This is a genomic window from Methylobacterium sp. B1, from assembly GCF_000333255.1.
Taxonomy (GTDB): domain Bacteria; phylum Pseudomonadota; class Alphaproteobacteria; order Rhizobiales; family Beijerinckiaceae; genus Methylobacterium; species Methylobacterium fujisawaense.
Genome location: NZ_BACT01000371.1, coordinates 1 through 16,429, shown reverse-complemented (window position 1 = coordinate 16,429; position 16,429 = coordinate 1). Strand labels below are relative to the sequence as shown.

Annotated in this window: 16 protein-coding genes and 1 pseudogene; 13 read left to right on the top strand and 4 right to left on the bottom strand. The window is 68.3% G+C overall.

The window, feature by feature from the left end:
* The first annotated feature begins 156 nt into the window (after positions 1–156).
* The 5 genes from I53_RS10990 (at position 157) to I53_RS10970 (ending at position 6,651) form a co-directional block, all read left to right on the top strand.
* A complete protein-coding gene (locus tag I53_RS10990) occupies positions 157–1,293 on the top strand; it encodes a thiolase family protein (protein WP_043350416.1) in 1,137 nt (378 codons plus the stop codon).
* On the top strand, positions 1,293–3,614 hold the full coding sequence (locus I53_RS10985; RefSeq protein WP_043350413.1) for a 3-hydroxyacyl-CoA dehydrogenase/enoyl-CoA hydratase family protein: 2,322 nt from the start codon (positions 1,293–1,295) through the stop codon (positions 3,612–3,614). Before I53_RS10990 ends, I53_RS10985 begins: the two co-directional genes overlap by 1 nt.
* Before the next feature lie 5 nt (positions 3,615–3,619).
* Positions 3,620–5,410 carry an acyl-CoA dehydrogenase C-terminal domain-containing protein gene (locus I53_RS10980; RefSeq protein ID WP_043350411.1) on the top strand — a complete coding sequence of 597 codons (1,791 nt, stop codon included), beginning with the start codon at positions 3,620–3,622 and terminating at the stop codon, positions 5,408–5,410.
* A 49-nt stretch (positions 5,411–5,459) separates the two neighbouring features.
* Positions 5,460–5,768 (top strand): SCP2 sterol-binding domain-containing protein, encoded by a 309-nt coding sequence (locus tag I53_RS10975; protein ID WP_051044774.1) that lies wholly within the window; start codon positions 5,460–5,462, stop codon positions 5,766–5,768.
* A gap of 319 nt (positions 5,769–6,087) precedes the next feature.
* Positions 6,088–6,651 (top strand): fasciclin domain-containing protein, encoded by a 564-nt coding sequence (locus I53_RS10970; protein WP_043350407.1) that lies wholly within the window; start codon positions 6,088–6,090, stop codon positions 6,649–6,651.
* A gap of 91 nt (positions 6,652–6,742) precedes the next feature.
* On the opposite strand, the gene I53_RS10965 is transcribed toward I53_RS10970, so the two are convergent.
* Positions 6,743–7,438, bottom strand: coding sequence for an anti-sigma factor domain-containing protein (locus I53_RS10965; protein WP_043350398.1), 696 nt, complete (start codon positions 7,436–7,438; stop codon positions 6,743–6,745).
* Positions 7,435–7,989, bottom strand: a complete 555-nt coding sequence (locus I53_RS10960; RefSeq protein WP_043350396.1) for a sigma-70 family RNA polymerase sigma factor — start codon at positions 7,987–7,989, stop codon at positions 7,435–7,437. Before I53_RS10960 ends, I53_RS10965 begins: the two co-directional genes overlap by 4 nt.
* Positions 7,990–8,406: 417 nt before the next feature.
* Between I53_RS10960 and I53_RS10955 the strand changes: the two genes are divergently transcribed.
* From I53_RS10955 to I53_RS10940, 4 genes are read left to right on the top strand one after another with little or no spacing between them, the layout of a single operon-like run.
* Positions 8,407–9,060 carry a peroxiredoxin gene (locus tag I53_RS10955; protein ID WP_043350394.1) on the top strand — a complete coding sequence of 218 codons (654 nt, stop codon included), beginning with the start codon at positions 8,407–8,409 and terminating at the stop codon, positions 9,058–9,060.
* Positions 9,060–9,449, top strand: coding sequence for a metalloregulator ArsR/SmtB family transcription factor (locus I53_RS10950; RefSeq protein WP_043350392.1), 390 nt, complete (start codon positions 9,060–9,062; stop codon positions 9,447–9,449). Before I53_RS10955 ends, I53_RS10950 begins: the two co-directional genes overlap by 1 nt.
* A complete protein-coding gene (locus I53_RS10945) occupies positions 9,446–9,865 on the top strand; it encodes a YeeE/YedE family protein (RefSeq protein ID WP_043350388.1) in 420 nt (139 codons plus the stop codon). Before I53_RS10950 ends, I53_RS10945 begins: the two co-directional genes overlap by 4 nt.
* A complete protein-coding gene (locus I53_RS10940; RefSeq protein ID WP_043350385.1) occupies positions 9,862–10,308 on the top strand; it encodes a YeeE/YedE family protein in 447 nt (148 codons plus the stop codon). The genes I53_RS10945 and I53_RS10940 overlap by 4 nt, the downstream gene beginning before the upstream one ends.
* Positions 10,309–10,350: 42 nt before the next feature.
* Here the strand turns inward: I53_RS10940 and I53_RS10935 are convergent.
* Positions 10,351–12,034: pseudogene (locus I53_RS10935) on the bottom strand (TIGR01244 family sulfur transferase).
* 214 nt (positions 12,035–12,248) lie between these two features.
* On the opposite strand from I53_RS10935, the gene I53_RS10930 reads away from it, so the two are divergent.
* Both I53_RS10930 and I53_RS10925 read left to right on the top strand, forming a co-directional pair.
* A complete protein-coding gene (locus tag I53_RS10930; protein ID WP_043350383.1) occupies positions 12,249–13,034 on the top strand; it encodes a sulfite exporter TauE/SafE family protein in 786 nt (261 codons plus the stop codon).
* Between the two features lie 140 nt (positions 13,035–13,174).
* Positions 13,175–14,059 (top strand): MBL fold metallo-hydrolase, encoded by an 885-nt coding sequence (locus I53_RS10925; protein ID WP_043350380.1) that lies wholly within the window; start codon positions 13,175–13,177, stop codon positions 14,057–14,059.
* An 88-nt stretch (positions 14,060–14,147) separates the two neighbouring features.
* Here I53_RS10925 and I53_RS10920 read toward each other — a convergent pair whose 3' ends face one another.
* Positions 14,148–14,948, bottom strand: a complete 801-nt coding sequence (locus I53_RS10920) for a pentapeptide repeat-containing protein (protein WP_043350377.1) — start codon at positions 14,946–14,948, stop codon at positions 14,148–14,150.
* Between the two features lie 185 nt (positions 14,949–15,133).
* Between I53_RS10920 and I53_RS10915 the strand changes: the two genes are divergently transcribed.
* Together I53_RS10915 and I53_RS33155 are read left to right on the top strand one after the other, a co-directional pair.
* On the top strand, positions 15,134–15,808 hold the full coding sequence (locus I53_RS10915; protein WP_043350376.1) for a Crp/Fnr family transcriptional regulator: 675 nt from the start codon (positions 15,134–15,136) through the stop codon (positions 15,806–15,808).
* 246 nt (positions 15,809–16,054) lie between these two features.
* Positions 16,055–16,396, top strand: coding sequence for a hypothetical protein (locus I53_RS33155; protein ID WP_148291120.1), 342 nt, complete (start codon positions 16,055–16,057; stop codon positions 16,394–16,396).
* Positions 16,397–16,429 lie beyond the last annotated feature (33 nt).

The following is a 16,429-nucleotide window of genomic DNA, read 5'->3' as shown; positions in this document are numbered from 1 at the left end:
GGCCGCGCGGCCGGAATCGGCCCGCGCGTCTCACAATCGCCTTCCCCGTTCTCGTGCGTGCTCCCACGCCGGACTTGTGCGCGCCGGGTCAGGGCACGTCCGGGTCGGCGGGCCGCCCGTGTCGCAGATCCTTCGTGATCGTTCCGAGAGGACAGCATGACCAACGCGGTTATCGTGGGCTACGCCCGCTCGCCCTTCACCCTCGCCAAGAAGGGCGCCCTGGCCCGGGTCCGCCCCGACGACCTCGCCGCGCAGGTCGTGCGCCGGCTCGTCGCCGAGGCCGGCATCTCGTCGAACACCATCGAGGACCTGATCGTCGGCTGTGCCTTCCCGGAGGGCGAGCAGGGGTTCAACGTGGCCCGCCTGATCGGCATGCTGGCCGATCTCGATCTCAGCGTCGGCGGCGTCACGGTGAACCGCTTCTGCGGCTCCTCGATGCAGTCGGTGCACATCGCCGCCGGGCAGATCCAGCTCGGCGCCGGCGAGGCCTTCATCTGCGCGGGCGTGGAGAGCATGAGCCGCGTGCCGATGATGGGCTTCAACCCGATGCCCAACCCGGCGCTCCATGCGGCGCGCCCTGGCGCCTACATGGGCATGGGCGACACCGCCGAGAACGTGGCGCGCCGTTGGCAGATCAGCCGGGCCGACCAGGAGGCCTTCGCGGTGACGAGCCACCGCAAGGCCGCCGCGGCCCAGGCCGCCGGACGGCTCGCCGCCGAGATCGTCCCGATCGCCACAAAGGCCGGCACGGTCGAGACGGACGGCTGCATCCGGCCGGAAGCCAGCGCCGAGGGACTCGCCGCCCTCAAGCCCGCGTTCCAGCAGGACGGCAGCGTCACGGCCGGCACCTCGTCGCCGCTGACGGACGGTGCCTCGGCGGTCCTCGTCTGCAGCGAGGTCTATGCCCAACGCCACGGGCTGAAGCCGCTCGCCCGGATCGCCGCGATCGGCGTCTCGGGCTGCGAGCCGGAGATCATGGGCATCGGTCCGGTGGCCGCGTCCCGGAAGGCGCTGGCCCGCGCCGGCATCGCCGTCGACGCGGTGGGCGTCGTCGAGCTGAACGAGGCCTTCGCCAGCCAAGCGCTCGCCTGCATCCGGGAACTCGGCCTGCGCGCGGAGACGGTCAATATCGACGGCGGCGCGATCGCGCTCGGCCATCCGCTCGGTGCGACGGGGGCGCGCATCGTCGGCAAGGCAGCGGCGCTGCTCGACCGCGAGGGCGCCCGCTTCGCGCTGGCGACCCAGTGCATCGGCGGCGGCCAGGGCATCGCCACCCTTCTGGAGCGTGTCTGATGAGCGGGATCCGCAAAGTCGCCGTCATCGGCGCCGGAGTGATGGGCTCCGGCATCGCCGCCCATGTGGCCAATGCCGGAGTGCCGGTCCTGCTCATGGACATCGTGCCGGAGGGCGCAACCGACCGGAACGGTCTTGCGGCGGCTGCCATCGCCCGAATGCTCAAGACCGAGCCGGCGGCGTTCATGACCCCGCGGGCTGCCAAGCGCGTCGAGGCCTGCAACGTCGAGGACCATCTCGAACGCCTCGCCGAAGTCGACTGGATCATCGAGGTGGTCATCGAGCGCCTCGACGCGAAGCGGGCGCTCTATCGGCGGATCGACGCCGTGCGCCGGCCCGGCACGGCGGTCTCGTCGAACACCTCGACGATTCCGCTCGATGCGCTGGTCGACGGCATGCCCGAATCCTTCCGGCGCGACTTCCTGATCACCCACTTCTTCAACCCGCCGCGCTACATGCGGCTGCTCGAACTGGTGACCGGCCCGCAGACCGATCCGGCCCTCGCCGAGACGGTCGCCGACTTCGCCGACCGCCGGCTCGGCAAGAGCGTCGTGCGCTGCAAGGATCGACCGGGCTTCATCGCCAACCGCCTGGGCATCACCTGGATCCAGAACGCCATCGCGGCCGCCGACGACCTCGGCGTCCCGGTCGAGGAGGCCGACGCCATCATGGGACGCCCCTTCGGCATCCCGAAGACCGGCGTGTTCGGCCTCGTCGATCTCGTCGGCCTCGACCTGATCCCGCACACCACCGCGAGCCTGCGCGCGGCGTTGCCGCCGGAGGACGCCTTCCACGACTCCTATCGCGAGATGCCGCTCGTCAGCCGGCTGATCGCCGCGGGCTTCACCGGGCGTAAGGGCAAGGGCGGATTCTACCGCCTGAACCGCACGGGCGGGCAGAAGACCAAGGAGGCCATCGATCTCGCGAGCGGCGCCTACCGGCCCACCCGGAAGGCGGACCTGCCGGAGCTGAAGGACGCGAAAGGCCCCCGCGCGGTACTCGACCTGCCCGGCCGGGCGGGCGCCTACGCGTGGCGCGTCATCGGCGCGACCCTGTCGTACGCCTCCGGGCTCGTCGGCGAGGCGAGCGACGACGTCGCGGCGATCGATGAGGCGATGCGCCTCGGCTACAATTGGACATGGGGACCGTTCGAGCTGATCGACCGGATCGGCGGCGCCTACTTGGCCGATCGCCTCGCCCGCGACGGTCGGCCGGTCCCGCCGCTCCTCGCGGGTCTCGACGGCCGCAGCTTCTACCGGGTCGAGAACGGCCGCCGGCAGGTGCTCCAGCCCGGGGGCGGCTACCGCGACATCGTCCGACCCGACGGCGTGCTGCGGCTCGCAGACATCAAGCTCGGCCGAGAGCCGCTCCTGACGAACGGCTCGGCGGCCCTGTGGGACATCGGCGACGGCGTGGTGTGCTTCGAGTTCACGTCGCAGAGCAACGCCCTGGACGAGCAGGTCATGATCCTGCTCGGCAAGACGATCAAGCTCGTGAAGGACCGCTACAAGGCGCTGGTCGTCTACAACGAGGGCACGAACTTCTCGGTCGGCGCCAATCTCGGGCTGGCCCTGTTCGCCGCCAATATCGCGGCGTGGGGGGAGATCGAGAAGCTGGTCCATCTTGGCCAGCAGACCTACCGGCAGCTCAAATACGCGCCGTTTCCGGTGGTGAGCGCACCCTCCGGCATGGCGCTCGGCGGCGGCTGCGAGATCCTGCTGCACAGCGATGCCGTCCAGGCCCATGCGGAGAGCTATATCGGCCTCGTGGAGTGCGGCGTCGGCCTCGTGCCGGCCTGGGGCGGCTGCACGGAGATGCTGGGCCGCTGGCAGGCTTCCGGCACGCTGCCGAAGGGGCCGATGCCGGCCGTCGCCAGGGTGTTCGAGACGGTCTCGACCGCAACCGTGGCGAAGTCGGCCGAGGAGGCGCGGGACCTCCTGTTCCTGCGCCCAGATGACGGCATCACCATGAATCGCGACCGGCTGCTCGCCGATGCCAAGGCCATAGCGCTGTCCCTGGTCGCAGGCTATGCGCCGCCGAAGCCCGTGCCTCTGACCCTGCCGGGTTCCGCGGGCGGCCTCGCCCTGCGCATGGCCGCCGAGGGCTTCGCGCGGCGCGGCATCGCCACGAAGCACGATCTCGTGGTGTCGGGCGAACTCGCCTCCGTCCTGTCCGGAGGAGAGGCCGACATCCTCGATACCCTGGATGAGGATGCCATCCTCGAACTCGAGCGCGACAGCTTCATGCGCCTCGTCCGCACCGAGGCAACCCTCGACCGGTTCGAGAGCGTGCTCGAGACCGGCCGGCCGGTGAGGAACTGACGATCATGCAGACCTACAAGGCCCCGCTGCGCGACATGCGCTTCGTGCTGCACGAATTGCACGCCGATCCGGGTTCCGAGCCGCTGCCCGGCCTGGAGGAGATCACGCCCGACGTCGCCGACGCCATCCTTGAGGAGGCGGCGAAGTTCTGCACCGAGCGGCTCCTGCCGCTCAACGCCTCCGGTGACGCGGAGGGCTGCCGCCTGGAGAACGGCGTCGTCCGGACGCCGAAGGGTTTTCCCGAGGCCTACGCGGCGTTCCGCGCGGGCGGTTGGACCGCGATGGGCTCCGACCCCGCCTATGGGGGCCAGGGCCTGCCGGAGACGATCAACAAGCTCGTCGAGGAGATGATCTGCTCGACCAACCTGTCCTTCGGGCTCTATCCGGGCTTGAGCCACGGTGCCTACAAGGCGATCGCCGGTCATGCGTCGGAGGCGCTGAAGGCGGCCTACTTGCCCAAGATCGTCGACGGCACGTGGTCGGGCACCATGTGCCTGACCGAGGCCCATTGCGGCACGGATCTCGGCCTGCTGCGGACCCGCGCGGTGCCGCAGGACGACGGCTCCTACCGGATCACCGGCTCGAAGATCTTCATCTCGGCGGGCGATCACGACCTCACCGAGAACATCGTGCATCTCGTCCTCGCGCGGCTGCCCGATGCCCCCAAGGGCGTGAAGGGCATAAGCCTGTTCCTGGTGCCGAAATTCCTGCCCGCGCCGGACGGGACGCCGGGGGCGCGCAACGGCGTCACCTGCAGCGCCCTCGAGCACAAGATGGGCATCAAGGCCTCGGCCACCTGCCAGCTCTCCTTCGACGACGCCGTCGGCTGGCTCGTCGGCGAGCCGCACAAGGGCATGCGCGCGATGTTCACGATGATGAACAGCGAGCGCCTGTCGGTGGGAATCCAGGGGCTGGGCGCCGGCGAGGCGGCCTACCAGGGCGCCGTCGCCTATGCCCGCGAGCGCCTGCAGGGGCGCGCGCTCTCGGGTGCCAAGCGGCCGGACCTGGCCGCAGACCCGATCATCGTACATCCGGACGTGCGGCGCATGCTGATGACGATCCGCGCCTACAACGAGGGCGCCCGGGCGCTCGGCGGCTGGGTCGCCCGGAGCCTCGACGTGATGGAGCGCCATCCCGATCCGGCCGAACGGCGGCGGGCGGAGGATTTCTCGGCCCTGATGACGCCGGTGGTGAAGGCGCTGTTCACCGATCTCGGCTTCGAGGCGGCCAGCATCGGCCTGCAGGTCTACGGCGGCCACGGCTTCATCCGAGACCACGGCATGGAGCAGTATGTCCGCGATGCCCGGATCTCGATGATCTACGAGGGCACCAACGGCGTGCAGGCCCTCGACCTCGTCGGCCGCAAGCTCCCGGCCCATGCCGGCCGGCTGCTGCGCGGCTTCTTCCACCCGGTCCTCGCCTTCCTCGACGCGGCGCTGGAGGACGATGCCCTGGCGCCCCTCGCCCTGCCCGTGTCCAAGGCGTTCGGTGCGCTCCAGCTCGCCACCGCCCACATCGCGCAACGGGGCCTCAAGGATCCGGACGAGGCCGGCGCCGCCGCGACCGATTATCTGCGGCTGTTCGGCCTAGTGGCGCTCGGCTTCATGTGGGTGCGCGCCGCCAAGGTGGCGCAGGCGGCGCTGGCCGACGGAACGCCGGAGCGGGACTTCTACGAGGCCAAGCTCGCCACCGCCCGCTTCTTCATCGAGCGCATCCTGCCCCAGGTTGCCGGCCTGCTGGCGGCGATCAAGTCCGGCAAGGGCGCGATGATGGCCCTCGACGAGGCGATGTTCTGACCGCCCCGGACCTCCGGGGAATCCTCATGCGACTGATGGAGTGGAACGGATGGCGGATCTCGGCTTGCTGGTCGACTCGATCGAGGAACGGTCGGGGGCCTTGAGCGCGCTCGGATACCGGGTGCGGTTCGACCTCACCGATGGCGGCGGCATCCTGCTCGATGCGACCGGCGGCACGGTCGCCGTGTCGATTGCCGAAGAGGGCGAGGCCGATGCCGTGATGCGCTTGAGTTCCGACAATCTGCTCAAGCTCGTGGAGGGCCGGCTCAGCCCGATGATGGCCTTCTCGACCGGCCGCCTGAAGGTGCAGGGCTCGCAGGGCGTGGCGCTGAAGCTCGCCGGTCTGCTCGATCAGTAGCCGTCCCTGCGGGTGCGCCCCCTCATCCGCACCCGGCCATCGCGGGAGGCGCCACCGGAGGATCCGCGAGACCGTCCGAAGAATGAGCCGTGGCAGTGCAGGTGGCCGCCGCTTGGGTCGCGGTGGCGACATCGAGACCCGCGTGAAGGCCGGCGGCGCCGGGGGCCCATCGCCGACACGACGATGGCCATGCCCCCATTAAAGGGGAGCGCCGCCGAGCCGACCGGCGCCGGTCTGCGACCGCTACGAAACTTTCCGTCCGGCGCCCCCGTAAGGGCGGGTGCTACCCCTGCGTCGGGGTCGGATGGAAGGAAAAACGATGCCCACAGCGAACAGCCACCGCATGAAGGCGCTTGCTCTGGCCCTCGCGCTCGGTCTCGGAGCGAGCAGCGCAGCCTACGCCAAGAACCCGATGGTCGGCGGCGCGCCGATGTACGCCCAGAAGACCATCGTCGAGAACGCGGTCAACTCGAAGGATCACACCACGCTGGTCGCCGCCGTGAAGGCCGCCGGCCTGGTCGACACGCTGAACGGTCCGGGTCCGTTCACCGTGTTCGCCCCCACGAACGCCGCCTTCGCCAAGCTGCCGCCGGGCACGGTGGAGAACCTCGTCCAGCCGCAGAACAAGGCGACGCTGACGAAGATCCTGACCTACCACGTGGTCCCGGGTGTCTACACCGCCAAGGATCTGATGGCGCTCGCCAAGAAGGGCGGCGGACAGGGCACGCTCACCACGGTGGCGGGCGAGCCTCTCGCCGTCGAGGTGCAGGGCAAGAAGGTCTATGTGACCGACGTGAAGGGCAACACCGCCACGGTGACCATTCCGAACGTCATGCAATCGAACGGCGTCATCCACGTCGTCAATGCGGTGCTGATGCCCTGATCCACCCGGACGGTCCGGCGTCGGCGGCCCTGATCCGGCTGCCGACGCCGATTTCTCGCAAACGTTGACCGCTGCGGCTGCCGAGATCGCGTCAGTCCGCGATGAGCTTGCCGGTGTAGACCACCGGACCGGTCGGCTGGCCGGTGGGCGAGCCGCCGGGCGGCTCCACCGAGACCGCGATCACGCCATCCGGAGCGGCCCCCGCCGGCAGCCTCATCTGGCTCGCCGCCGTGCCGACAAGGCCGAGCGGCCGCGGCCCCTGGGCACCGACATACCACACTTCCAGGCTTCGATCCGCGGGTGCCTCGGCGCTGACGGGCCTCACCATTGCGACGCCGGTGCGCGTATCGACGCGCACGATCAGCGCCGGGAGCGTACCCCCGCCCTGCACCACGGCCAGATAGCGGCCATCCGACGGCCTCTGCCAGGGTCCGAGCGTCAGGACCAGAGCGAGGCCAGCCGCCAGCAGCCCGGCCCCGCCCGCGGCAACTCGCCACCGCCGAAGCTGGGAGCGCAGGGCTTCGATTTGATGCAACTCCGCGTGTCCCGCCGCCGGAAGCCTCCGCAAGAGTGCAGCGCGGACATGCGGCGGCGGTGTCTCGACGGGGATCACCATCGCGAGCGGGCCGAGGCGGCGTTCCCAAGCCTGGATCCGTGCCCGTGCGACCGGATCGCGCGCGACCTCGCCCTCCATGGCCGCACGCTCCTGCGCGTCGAGCGTTCCGAGGACGTACTCGGCCGCACGCAGATCGGGATCGTCGGGGTCTGGCGCCCTCGTACCGCTCACGACACCGTCTCCAGGCAGGTCTTCAAGGCGGCGAGCGCCCGGTGGAGCCAGGTCTTGATCGTGTTCACGGGACGATCGAACCGTGCGGCCAGTTCCTCACGCGAGCGCCCCTCACAATAGGCCAGCACGACGCAATCCCGGTGCGACGGTTCGAGTCGGCCGAGACATGCCACGAGGGCATTGCGGTCTTGAAACGCGCCCGCCTCGTCGTGCGGATCGATCAGCAGGTCCACCCAATCCTCGCCGCTGTCCAATTCCGGCCCCTGCACCTCCGCCTTCCGGCGTACGCTATCGATGGCGCGGTTCCGTGCGATGGTAATAAGCCAGGGCAGCGGCGGACCGGCTTCCGGCCGATAGCTGCCCGCTGCCTGCCAGATCCGCATGTAGACGTCCTGGAGTACGTCCTCGGCCAAGCCGCGGTCGCGTTGGATACGCAGGATCAGCCCGTAAAGTTTCGGGCTTGAGACATCGTAGAGTTCAGCGAGCCGGTCCGCCTCACCTCGGGCGATTCCTGCAAGCAGCCGGCGCAGCGTGGCGTCGTCGGCCAACATGGGCCCCCGCATAGTTCGAGGCGCCTGCCATCGGACGCCCTCCCGGATGATGCTCTTAGACCAAGCCTCGGGACTCTGACGATCCCCCTCGCATGCGGCCGGAGGGGGCGCCACAGACGGACGATCCGGCCGCCGGTCCAAGTCACAGGGCGGCGGCGTGCTTGTTCGCCCGGTGCCGGAATGGCCACCCAGAGGCGGAGAGAGATCGATCTTCGCTGAAGGCCGGTTCGCGGCGCAAATTCGCGCAAGCCTCGAAACGTCCCAAGATGCGGCGCGGAACACTGAGCCATGGCCCTCCTGGCATCGCCCGTGCGTCAATCCATATTTCGCGTTGTCTGAAGCAGTGATCCATATAAAATCGAGATTGATCGGTTCGACCCGTTGCCGGTCAGAGCCGCGCTCCGCTCAGGTCGCTTCATGGCTATCGATATCGACAGTGGCGTCACCGCTGCGCCTCACCCCGCCGGCCCGCCCATTATCGGGGACGGCGCACCGAACTTCCGGGCCCGCACCACGATGGGCCCGCGCACGCTCTCGTCCTATCGGGGCCGCTGGCTGGTGTTCTTCTCGCATCCCGCGGACTTCACGCCGGTCTGCACCAGCGAGTTCGTGGCTTTCGCCCGGGCCCACGAGGCTTTCCAGGCCCTGGATTGCGACCTCCTCGCCCTCTCCGTCGACAGCCTGTCGTCGCACCTGGCGTGGCAACAGAGCATCGAGCAGCGTTTCGGTGTGCGGATGCCGTTCCCGATCGTCGAGGATCCGGCCATGGGCATCGCCCGTGCCTATGGCATGCTGCCGGCGGGAGCGGCGTCGAGCGCCACGGTACGCACCACGTTCGTCATCGATCCGGAGGGGATCGTGCGCGCCCTCGTGACCTACCCGCTGACGGTAGGGCGCAGCGTCGCCGAGATCCTGCGGCTTGTGAGGGCGCTTCAGGCCTCCGACGCGGCCGACGTCTCGACGCCCGAGGGATGGCAACCGGGCGAGCCGGTGCTGGCGAATCCACCGATGACGAGCGAAGAGATCGGCGGCTGCGGGACCGATTGGTATTACAGGTTGGAAAGCGTCTGATGGCACCCGGCACGGACGAAACCAAGGCGAGCGCGGCCGCCGATTTGCTCAAGCTCGTCGCAAACCCCAACCGGCTGCGCATCCTCTACCTGCTGACGGAGGGCGAGCGCTCGGTTTCGGAGATCGAGCAGCGCCTCGGCATCCGTCAGCCGACCCTGTCGCAGCAGCTCGGCGAATTGCGCAACGCCGGGACCGTCACCACACGGCGCGCGCACAAGGTCGTATTCTACAGCCTGACGGAGGCCCGCACGCGTGCGCTCCTCGATGCAATCGAGGATATCTTGATCGTCAACCGGCCGCAGCGGCGCCTGGCGGCGCGCGGCCCCGACGCGCGAGAACGGGCCCTCGGGCAGGCCGCGATGTTCGGCCAGATCGGAGACGCGCCATGAATGCCTTTCTCGCCCCCCTCGCCGGTGGTGCCCTGATCGGCGCCTCGGCGGCCCTGCTGCTCCTCGCCAATGGCCGCATCGCGGGGATCAGCGGCATCGTCGGCGGATTGCTCGGCCCGGCCTCTCGGGATTGGGCTTGGCGGGTGGCCTTTCTCGTGGGGCTCTTCGCCGGCCCTGCCCTATTCAGAGCGACGGCGGGCCATTGGCCCCAGGTCCGCATCGATGCCTCCTGGCCGATGCTTGTCGGGGCCGGGCTTCTGGTCGGGTTCGGGACGCGTCTGGGGTCGGGGTGCACCAGCGGCCACGGGGTCTGCGGTCTCGCGCGGCTCTCGCCGCGTTCCCTCGCAGCAGTCGCGACGTTCATGGCCGCCGCGATCGTCACCGTCTTCCTCGTTCGGCACGGCCTGGTCCGATGAACACTCCGCGCCTCCTCGCAGCCTTCGCGAGCGGCCTGCTCTTCGGAGCGGGGCTCGCCCTTTCGGGCATGATGGACCCCACACGCGTGCTGGGCTTCCTCGATGTCGCGGGGGCCTGGGATCCCAGCCTCGCCTTCGTCCTGGCCGGGGCCGTCGGCGTCTCGGCCCTCGGCTACGCGGTCAAGGCCCGGATGCCCCGGCCTGCCCTCGCGGACCGGTTCGAGATACCGGCGAACCGGAGCGTCGATGCCCGCCTGCTCGGGGGCGCCGTCCTGTTCGGAATCGGCTGGGGACTCGCCGGCTTCTGCCCCGGCCCGGCCCTGGCCGGTCTGACACTCGGCCTGCCGGAGGTCGCGCTGTTCGTTGCGGCGATGTTCGCCGGGATGCTGCTCTTTCGGTTCACCGCCCCGCGCTCGACGGGACCGATCACGGTGAGCCGCTGAGGGCGGAGGCGCCAGCCCGTAGGCGGGCACCGGCCTCCCCGATCAGGCGGTCCGTTCGGCTCGCTGCGGTTTCGCCATCCACTCTCGGCCCTTCAGCATAGCCTTCCAGTACAGCGGGGGCAGCATCCGTTCCTTGAGCAGCCACGCCACGCGGCTCGGCTTCGTGCCGTCGATCAGCCAAGCCGGGAAGCTCGGCATCAGCGTTCCGCCATATCCGAATTCCGCGAGCAGAATCTTTCCGCGCTCAACCGTCAGGGGGCACGACCCGTAGCCGTCGTAGGCGACCTCGGCCCCGCGCAGATGCCCCATCTCGACGAGGAGATTGTGGGCTACGACCGGGGCCTGTTTGCGCGCGGCGGCGGCCGTCTTGGCATTGGAAGCGCCGATCGCATCGCCCAAGGCGTAGATCGCGGGAAAGCGCGCGTGGCGCAGGCTCGCGGGATCAACGGCGATCCAGCCGGCCGCGTCGGCGAGCGGGGACGCACGGATGAAATCGGGCGCCTGCTGCGGCGGCACGACGTGGATCATGTCGAAATCGGTCTCGATCGTCTCGCAGATGCCGGTCTCGGTCTGGCGGGAGAACCACGCGCGCTTGGCGGGGCCGTCGATCCGCGTCAGCGTATGGCGAAAGTTTAGGCGCGCATCGTAACGATTCACATAAGTCATCAATGCGGGGACATAATCCTCGACGCCGAACAGCGCCGGACTGGCCGTGTAGAGTTCGACGTCGATATCTTTGAGCCGGCCCTGGCGTTGCCAGTGATCGGCCGAGAGATACATCGCCTTCTGCGGCGCGCCGGCGCATTTGATCGGCATGGGCGGCTGCGTGAACAGGGCGCGGCCGGCGCGCAGGGTCTGTACGAGTTCCCAGGTGTAGGGCGCCAGATCGTAGCGGTAATTCGAGGTGACGCCGTTCCGCCCGAGGGTTTCGGTCAACCCCGCGACACCGGCCCAATCGAGCGTCAGACCGGGCGCGACGACGAGTCGATCGTAGCGCACAGTTTGGTGCCCCTCCAGGATCACGGTGTTCCGATCCGGCTCGAAGGCAGCCACAGCGTCCTTGATCCAGCATACGCCTGTGGGAATCAGCGAGGCCATGGCCCTGGCTGTGACGGCGGGCGAAAAGATTCCGCCGCCGACCATGGTCCAGCCTGGTTGGTAATAGTGCACATCGGCGGGCTCGATCAGCGCGATGTCGAGATCGGGCTTGCGCGCCTTGAGACTGGCCGCCACGGCGATGCCGCCGGCCCCACCTCCGATGACGACCACGCTGTGGAACAGATCGGCCGATGCCTTCCGGATGCGGCCGCCCGCGGCGATGCGCCCGACAGCGCCGGACAGGTCGTAGCCGGCTGCCTTCGCCGTTGACACGATCTCCGGCAGAGGACGGCCGCGGGCCGCCTCGTCGAACGACCACAGCGTCGCCGAACGCATTCCCGTGCGGCAATAGGCGAAGAGAGGCTTGGGCAGCGCCGCGCGCGCGACGCCGAATGCCGCCGCGTTCTCGTCGGAGACCTTGCCGGACACGACGGGCAGATCGTGGGCCTCGAGCCCCGCGGCGTGAGCAGCGGCCTCGATCTCCGCGAAATTCGGCTGATCCACGCCCTCTCCGTCCGGGCGATTGCAGATTACGGCCCGGAAGCCGGCCTGCGCGATATGCACAAGATCGGCAGCAAAAGATCTGCCCCGCGACCGATAGATCCGGCGTCAGGCGCTTTGATTCCATCGTCGCATCCATCATTCTATATTATACGTATATGATAGGCTGAATCGATAAGATAACATATTGACAGCAGCGGCAACGGACCGTCATATGCGCGGAGAGAGTCAGGCTCGGGCCTATCGATATATTCTTAAGTGAAATGAGCGACGGCTCAAGGCGCGTCCTGCCCTGCCACCCGTCGGATGTCGGTTTAGCGGAAGATCGGAAGACACTGCAGATGAGTGCTCTTCCTGCTGTTCTTTCCGGCGCAGGGGTCGGATTTACGCTCGGGCTGATCGGCGGCGGCGGCTCGATCCTGGCAACGCCGCTGCTGCTTTACGTGGTGGGCATTGCCCAACCGCACCTCGCCATCGGGACAGGAGCGCTCGCGGTCGCAGCCAACGCGTTCCTGACGCTCATCGGGCACACCAGGGCCGGCAACGTGCGCTGGCGCTGCGCCCTTGTCTTCGCCCTCGTCGGCATCCTGGGCGCCCTCGTCGGGTCATCCCTGGGCAAGGCCGTGGACGGACAGCGCCTGCTGTTCCTCTTTGCGCTTCTGATGGTGGTCGTCGGCATCCACATGCTGCGGGGCCGGACACGACAGGAGGGCTCGGCCGAGCCGGTCGGCTGCGGCCCGACACCGAGCGGAAGAGTGGTGGGCATCGCCTTTGCCGTCGGCATGCTATCGGGATTCTTCGGGATCGGAGGCGGGTTTCTGATCGTGCCGGGCCTCGTCTTCGCGACCGGCATGCCCCTCATCACAGCGGTCGGCACCTCGCTGCTCGCGGTCGGCGCCTTCGGCCTCGCGACCGCGCTGAATTACGCCCTGTCGGGCCTGGTCGATTGGGCGGTCGCGGGCGAGTTCATGGCCGGTGGCCTTGCCGGCGGCGTCCTCGGCATGCGCCTTGCCAACCGACTCGCCGGCTACAAGGGCGCGCTGAATACAGTCTTTGCCACCGTGATCTTCGGCGTCGCCGGTTTCATGCTCTACCGCAATGGCAGTGCCTTCGCCGCAGCTCCGTGAGCGTTGCGGGCGCGGGACTTGCGCGGGGCCGGGCTGGCCGGCGCCAGCCCGGCCGCCACGTCCGCTGAGATCCGCATCTGCCGCAGCCAGATCCGCCACGCGTCAATCCCGGAACGCCCGACACCGACAGGAGAGATCACATGGCCGAACCCGTCATCCGCGCCTTCTTCGATGAGCCCACCAATACGGTGAGCTACATCGTGGCCGATCCCGAGACCAAACAGGCCGCCTTCATCGATCCCGTGCTCGACTACGACCACAATGGCGGCAGCGTCGACACGCGCTCCGTCACGGCGATGCTGAAGGCGGCCGAGGAGGCGGGCTTCTCGGTGGTCTGGACGCTGGAGACCCACGCCCATGCCGATCATCTGTCCGGCTCACCCTTCGTGAAGGCGAAGACCGGCGCGCGGATCGGCATCGGCGAGCACATCAAGGACGTGCAGAAAATCTTCCGTCCGGTCTTCAATGCCACGGACCTGAAAACCGATGGCAGCGATTTCGATTGCCTCTTTGCCGACGGGGAAACCTTCCACATCGGCAATCTCGCCGTCGAGGTGCTCTACACGCCCGGCCACACGCCGGCCGATATCTGCTATCGCATCGGCAACCATGTCTTCGTCGGCGACACGCTGTTCATGCCCGATTTCGGCACCGCGCGTGCGGATTTCCCCGGCGGCGACGTACACGCCCTCTACCGTTCGATCCGCAAGCTCCTCGCGCTGCCACCCGAGACGGTCTTGCATCTGTGCCACGACTACAAGGCGCCCGGGCGCGACGTGTACGCCTGGGAGACCACGGTGGGCGAGCAGCGCGCACGCAATGTCCACGTGAAGGAGGGCGTGACCGAGGCGGAGTTCACCGCGATGCGAACCGCCCGCGACGCCACGCTTGCGGCGCCGCGCCTGCTGCTGCCGTCGATCCAAGTGAACATCCGCGCCGGCAAGTTCCCCCCGGCGGAGGCGAACGGCGTCCGCTACCTGACCATCCCGGTCAAGCTGAAGGGCGGGGCCGAGGCCGGTCTGTAACTTCGCGTCGGGCTCGTGAGCCCGGACGGCCAACGGCCTCCGATGTCTCGATCCACGGAGCCGGCCGGAGCGGCCGCCGATCGGAGCTTCACGGGGAAACCCGGGTGACGGCGCGGTCGGCATTCACGCGTTGGGCCCAGCCTTTGGCGCTGGCCTCGCCCTTGAGGTCGATCAGTTTGGCGCCGCTGACATCGACGTTCTTGAAGTCCGCGCCGGCGACCGTGGCACCGGTCAGGTTCGCACCGGACAGGTCCGAACCCATCAGCACCACGTCGGTCAGGTCGGCATCCTTGAGGTCGGCATATTCCAGGCGCGACCGGCCCAGGTCGGCCCCTTTGAGGTTTGCCCCCGAGAGGTTCACCGAAGTGAACACCGCCCGCATCAGGCCCATGGACTGGTTCCTGATGTCGGCGCCGCCCTTGAGGTCAACCAGCATCGCACCGCTCATATTGGCGCCTTTGAAGTCGCCGATCGGCGTGGATCGGCTGAGATCGGCGCCGCTCAGGTTGGCATCCCGGGCGGTGATGCCGAACATCCTCGCGTCGGCGAGTTTCGCGCCGGAGAGATCGGCTTTCAGGAACCACGCCTGTTCGAGGTTCGCCCCGCTGAGATCCGCCCCGCGGAGATTGGTGCCGTTCAGGCGCGCCGTCCGCAGGTTGGCGCCCCGGAGGTTCAGCCCGGACAGGTCGAGGCCCGACAACGCCTTGTCGTGCAGGTCGAGGGGCTTGCCGTCCGAGGCCCTGATCATCGCCTCGATGTCGGCGCGGCCCATCTCGGCCTTCGTCATCGCGGGGGAGGCCATGTCGGCTCCAAGCAGCAGATCCTGTTCGGCCGCTGCAGGGCCGGCGGCAAGGGCAGCGATCATGAAGCTGAAGGCGAGACGGCGCATCGGTTCACTCCCGGCAGACGCCACGCAACGCTGGCGTCCATATCGTGTTCAGTGTGCCGCAATGCTATCCCGAGCCGCCGCGCCCGGTCGGTGACCCCGGTCACACAAGTCCGACGTGGCGGGAGAAACACGCACCACGTGCCGGACGATCAGCCCGTCGTCACGGCCGGAGAACGACGCCAGCCATGACGGACGCGCAGAAGCTCGAGCGCTGGATCGCACGCTTTCCTCCGATTCAGGCGCTCAGTTCCGCGCATCTTCAGATCGCGCGGGGCACCGTGCAATTCCCGGTGCTCGAGGCCGGCGCGACGGCCTACGAACTCCATGGCGAGTGTGCCCACTACCTGATGTGTCTCGAAGGACGGACGCGTATCTTTCGCATGTCGGAGAGCGGGCGTGAGGTTCTGATCTACAAGGTCGGGCCGGGCGGCACCTGTGCGCTGACGACGCAGTGCCTCCTGTCCGGCGGCACTTTCCCGGCCCAGAGCGTGGCCGAGGAGAGAACCGAACTCGCAGCCCTTCCGGTTGGCACATTCCAACACCTGATGGGTGAAAGCGCAGCCTTCCGCAGCTTTGTTCTCGGCGACTACACGCGGCTGATGACCGGCCTGTTCACGCTGATCGACGAGGTCGCGTTCTCGCCGCTCAAACAGCGGCTCGCCCAGCGGCTGCTGTCCGAAGCTGGTCCGCAGGGCGTGGCCGCGGTAACCCACCAGAAGCTCGCGGACGACATCGGTAGCGTACGTGAGGTGGTGAGCCGCATCCTGGCCCAATGGGCCGAGGCCGGTCTGATCGCGTTGCGGCGAGGTGCCGTCGAGATCGTCGACCGAACCAGCTTGGCAGCGGCCGGCCGGCGGTGACCTGCCGGGCCATTCGGATCCGCCTGGCAGGCTGGCCCGGCGGGACGGACCGGCCGCTTCCAGTCCCATCCGATGACTTCCTCGCGCTGGCCCGGCACGGGATGTGACCGTCACGCGCCAACGCGTGGCGGGGCCTCGTATTGGCCAGTGCGATCATTAGCGCAGGTTGAACGTCGCACGCGCCCCGATCGCGACGGTCGAGACCGAGAAAAGGTGGATTGAAGACTTCATAAGCGTCGCGACAGCTTGGCCCTGCTCGCATGTCTGCAAGCCCTGGGCGCGCACCGCCTCGTGGAACCGGATAAACACCTCTTGAGTATGCTCGTCCGTCCTGATAATAGTTTAATGAAATCGCTTCGAACGGTGAAGCGTAAGGAAAAAATACTTTTGGAGGCGGATATGATTGTATTCGCTGGTATTTTTTCAGCCATGGCAGGCTTCGGCCTACTGCTGGGCCTCGGCGCGATCGAGTATCCTGTGGCGCCCCATATCAGCAGCTATGGCTGGGCCCTCTTCGTGAATGCAGCGGCGATATGTGGTTTGCTGCTGTTCAATCTTTATCATCGTCACAGTCAGCGCTTGCACTGAACCTGTGAGAGACACCCGAATTCGGGTCGCCGG

Excerpts from the sequence above, each read along its gene's own strand:
- I53_RS10990 (WP_043350416.1), top strand. The coding sequence starts at position 157 with ATGACCAACGCGGTTATCGTGGGCTACGCCCGCTCGCCCTTCACCCTC.
- I53_RS10985 (WP_043350413.1), top strand. The coding sequence starts at position 1,293 with ATGAGCGGGATCCGCAAAGTCGCCGTCATCGGCGCCGGAGTGATGGGC.
- I53_RS10980 (WP_043350411.1), top strand. The coding sequence starts at position 3,620 with ATGCAGACCTACAAGGCCCCGCTGCGCGACATGCGCTTCGTGCTGCAC.
- I53_RS10975 (WP_051044774.1), top strand. The coding sequence starts at position 5,460 with ATGGCGGATCTCGGCTTGCTGGTCGACTCGATCGAGGAACGGTCGGGG.
- I53_RS10970 (WP_043350407.1), top strand. The coding sequence starts at position 6,088 with ATGCCCACAGCGAACAGCCACCGCATGAAGGCGCTTGCTCTGGCCCTC.
- I53_RS10960 (WP_043350396.1), bottom strand. The coding sequence starts at position 7,989 with ATGTTGGCCGACGACGCCACGCTGCGCCGGCTGCTTGCAGGAATCGCC.
- I53_RS10955 (WP_043350394.1), top strand. The coding sequence starts at position 8,407 with ATGGCTATCGATATCGACAGTGGCGTCACCGCTGCGCCTCACCCCGCC.
- I53_RS10950 (WP_043350392.1), top strand. The coding sequence starts at position 9,060 with ATGGCACCCGGCACGGACGAAACCAAGGCGAGCGCGGCCGCCGATTTG.
- I53_RS10945 (WP_043350388.1), top strand. The coding sequence starts at position 9,446 with ATGAATGCCTTTCTCGCCCCCCTCGCCGGTGGTGCCCTGATCGGCGCC.
- I53_RS10940 (WP_043350385.1), top strand. The coding sequence starts at position 9,862 with ATGAACACTCCGCGCCTCCTCGCAGCCTTCGCGAGCGGCCTGCTCTTC.
- I53_RS10930 (WP_043350383.1), top strand. The coding sequence starts at position 12,249 with ATGAGTGCTCTTCCTGCTGTTCTTTCCGGCGCAGGGGTCGGATTTACG.
- I53_RS10925 (WP_043350380.1), top strand. The coding sequence starts at position 13,175 with ATGGCCGAACCCGTCATCCGCGCCTTCTTCGATGAGCCCACCAATACG.
- I53_RS10920 (WP_043350377.1), bottom strand. The coding sequence starts at position 14,948 with ATGCGCCGTCTCGCCTTCAGCTTCATGATCGCTGCCCTTGCCGCCGGC.
- I53_RS10915 (WP_043350376.1), top strand. The coding sequence starts at position 15,134 with ATGACGGACGCGCAGAAGCTCGAGCGCTGGATCGCACGCTTTCCTCCG.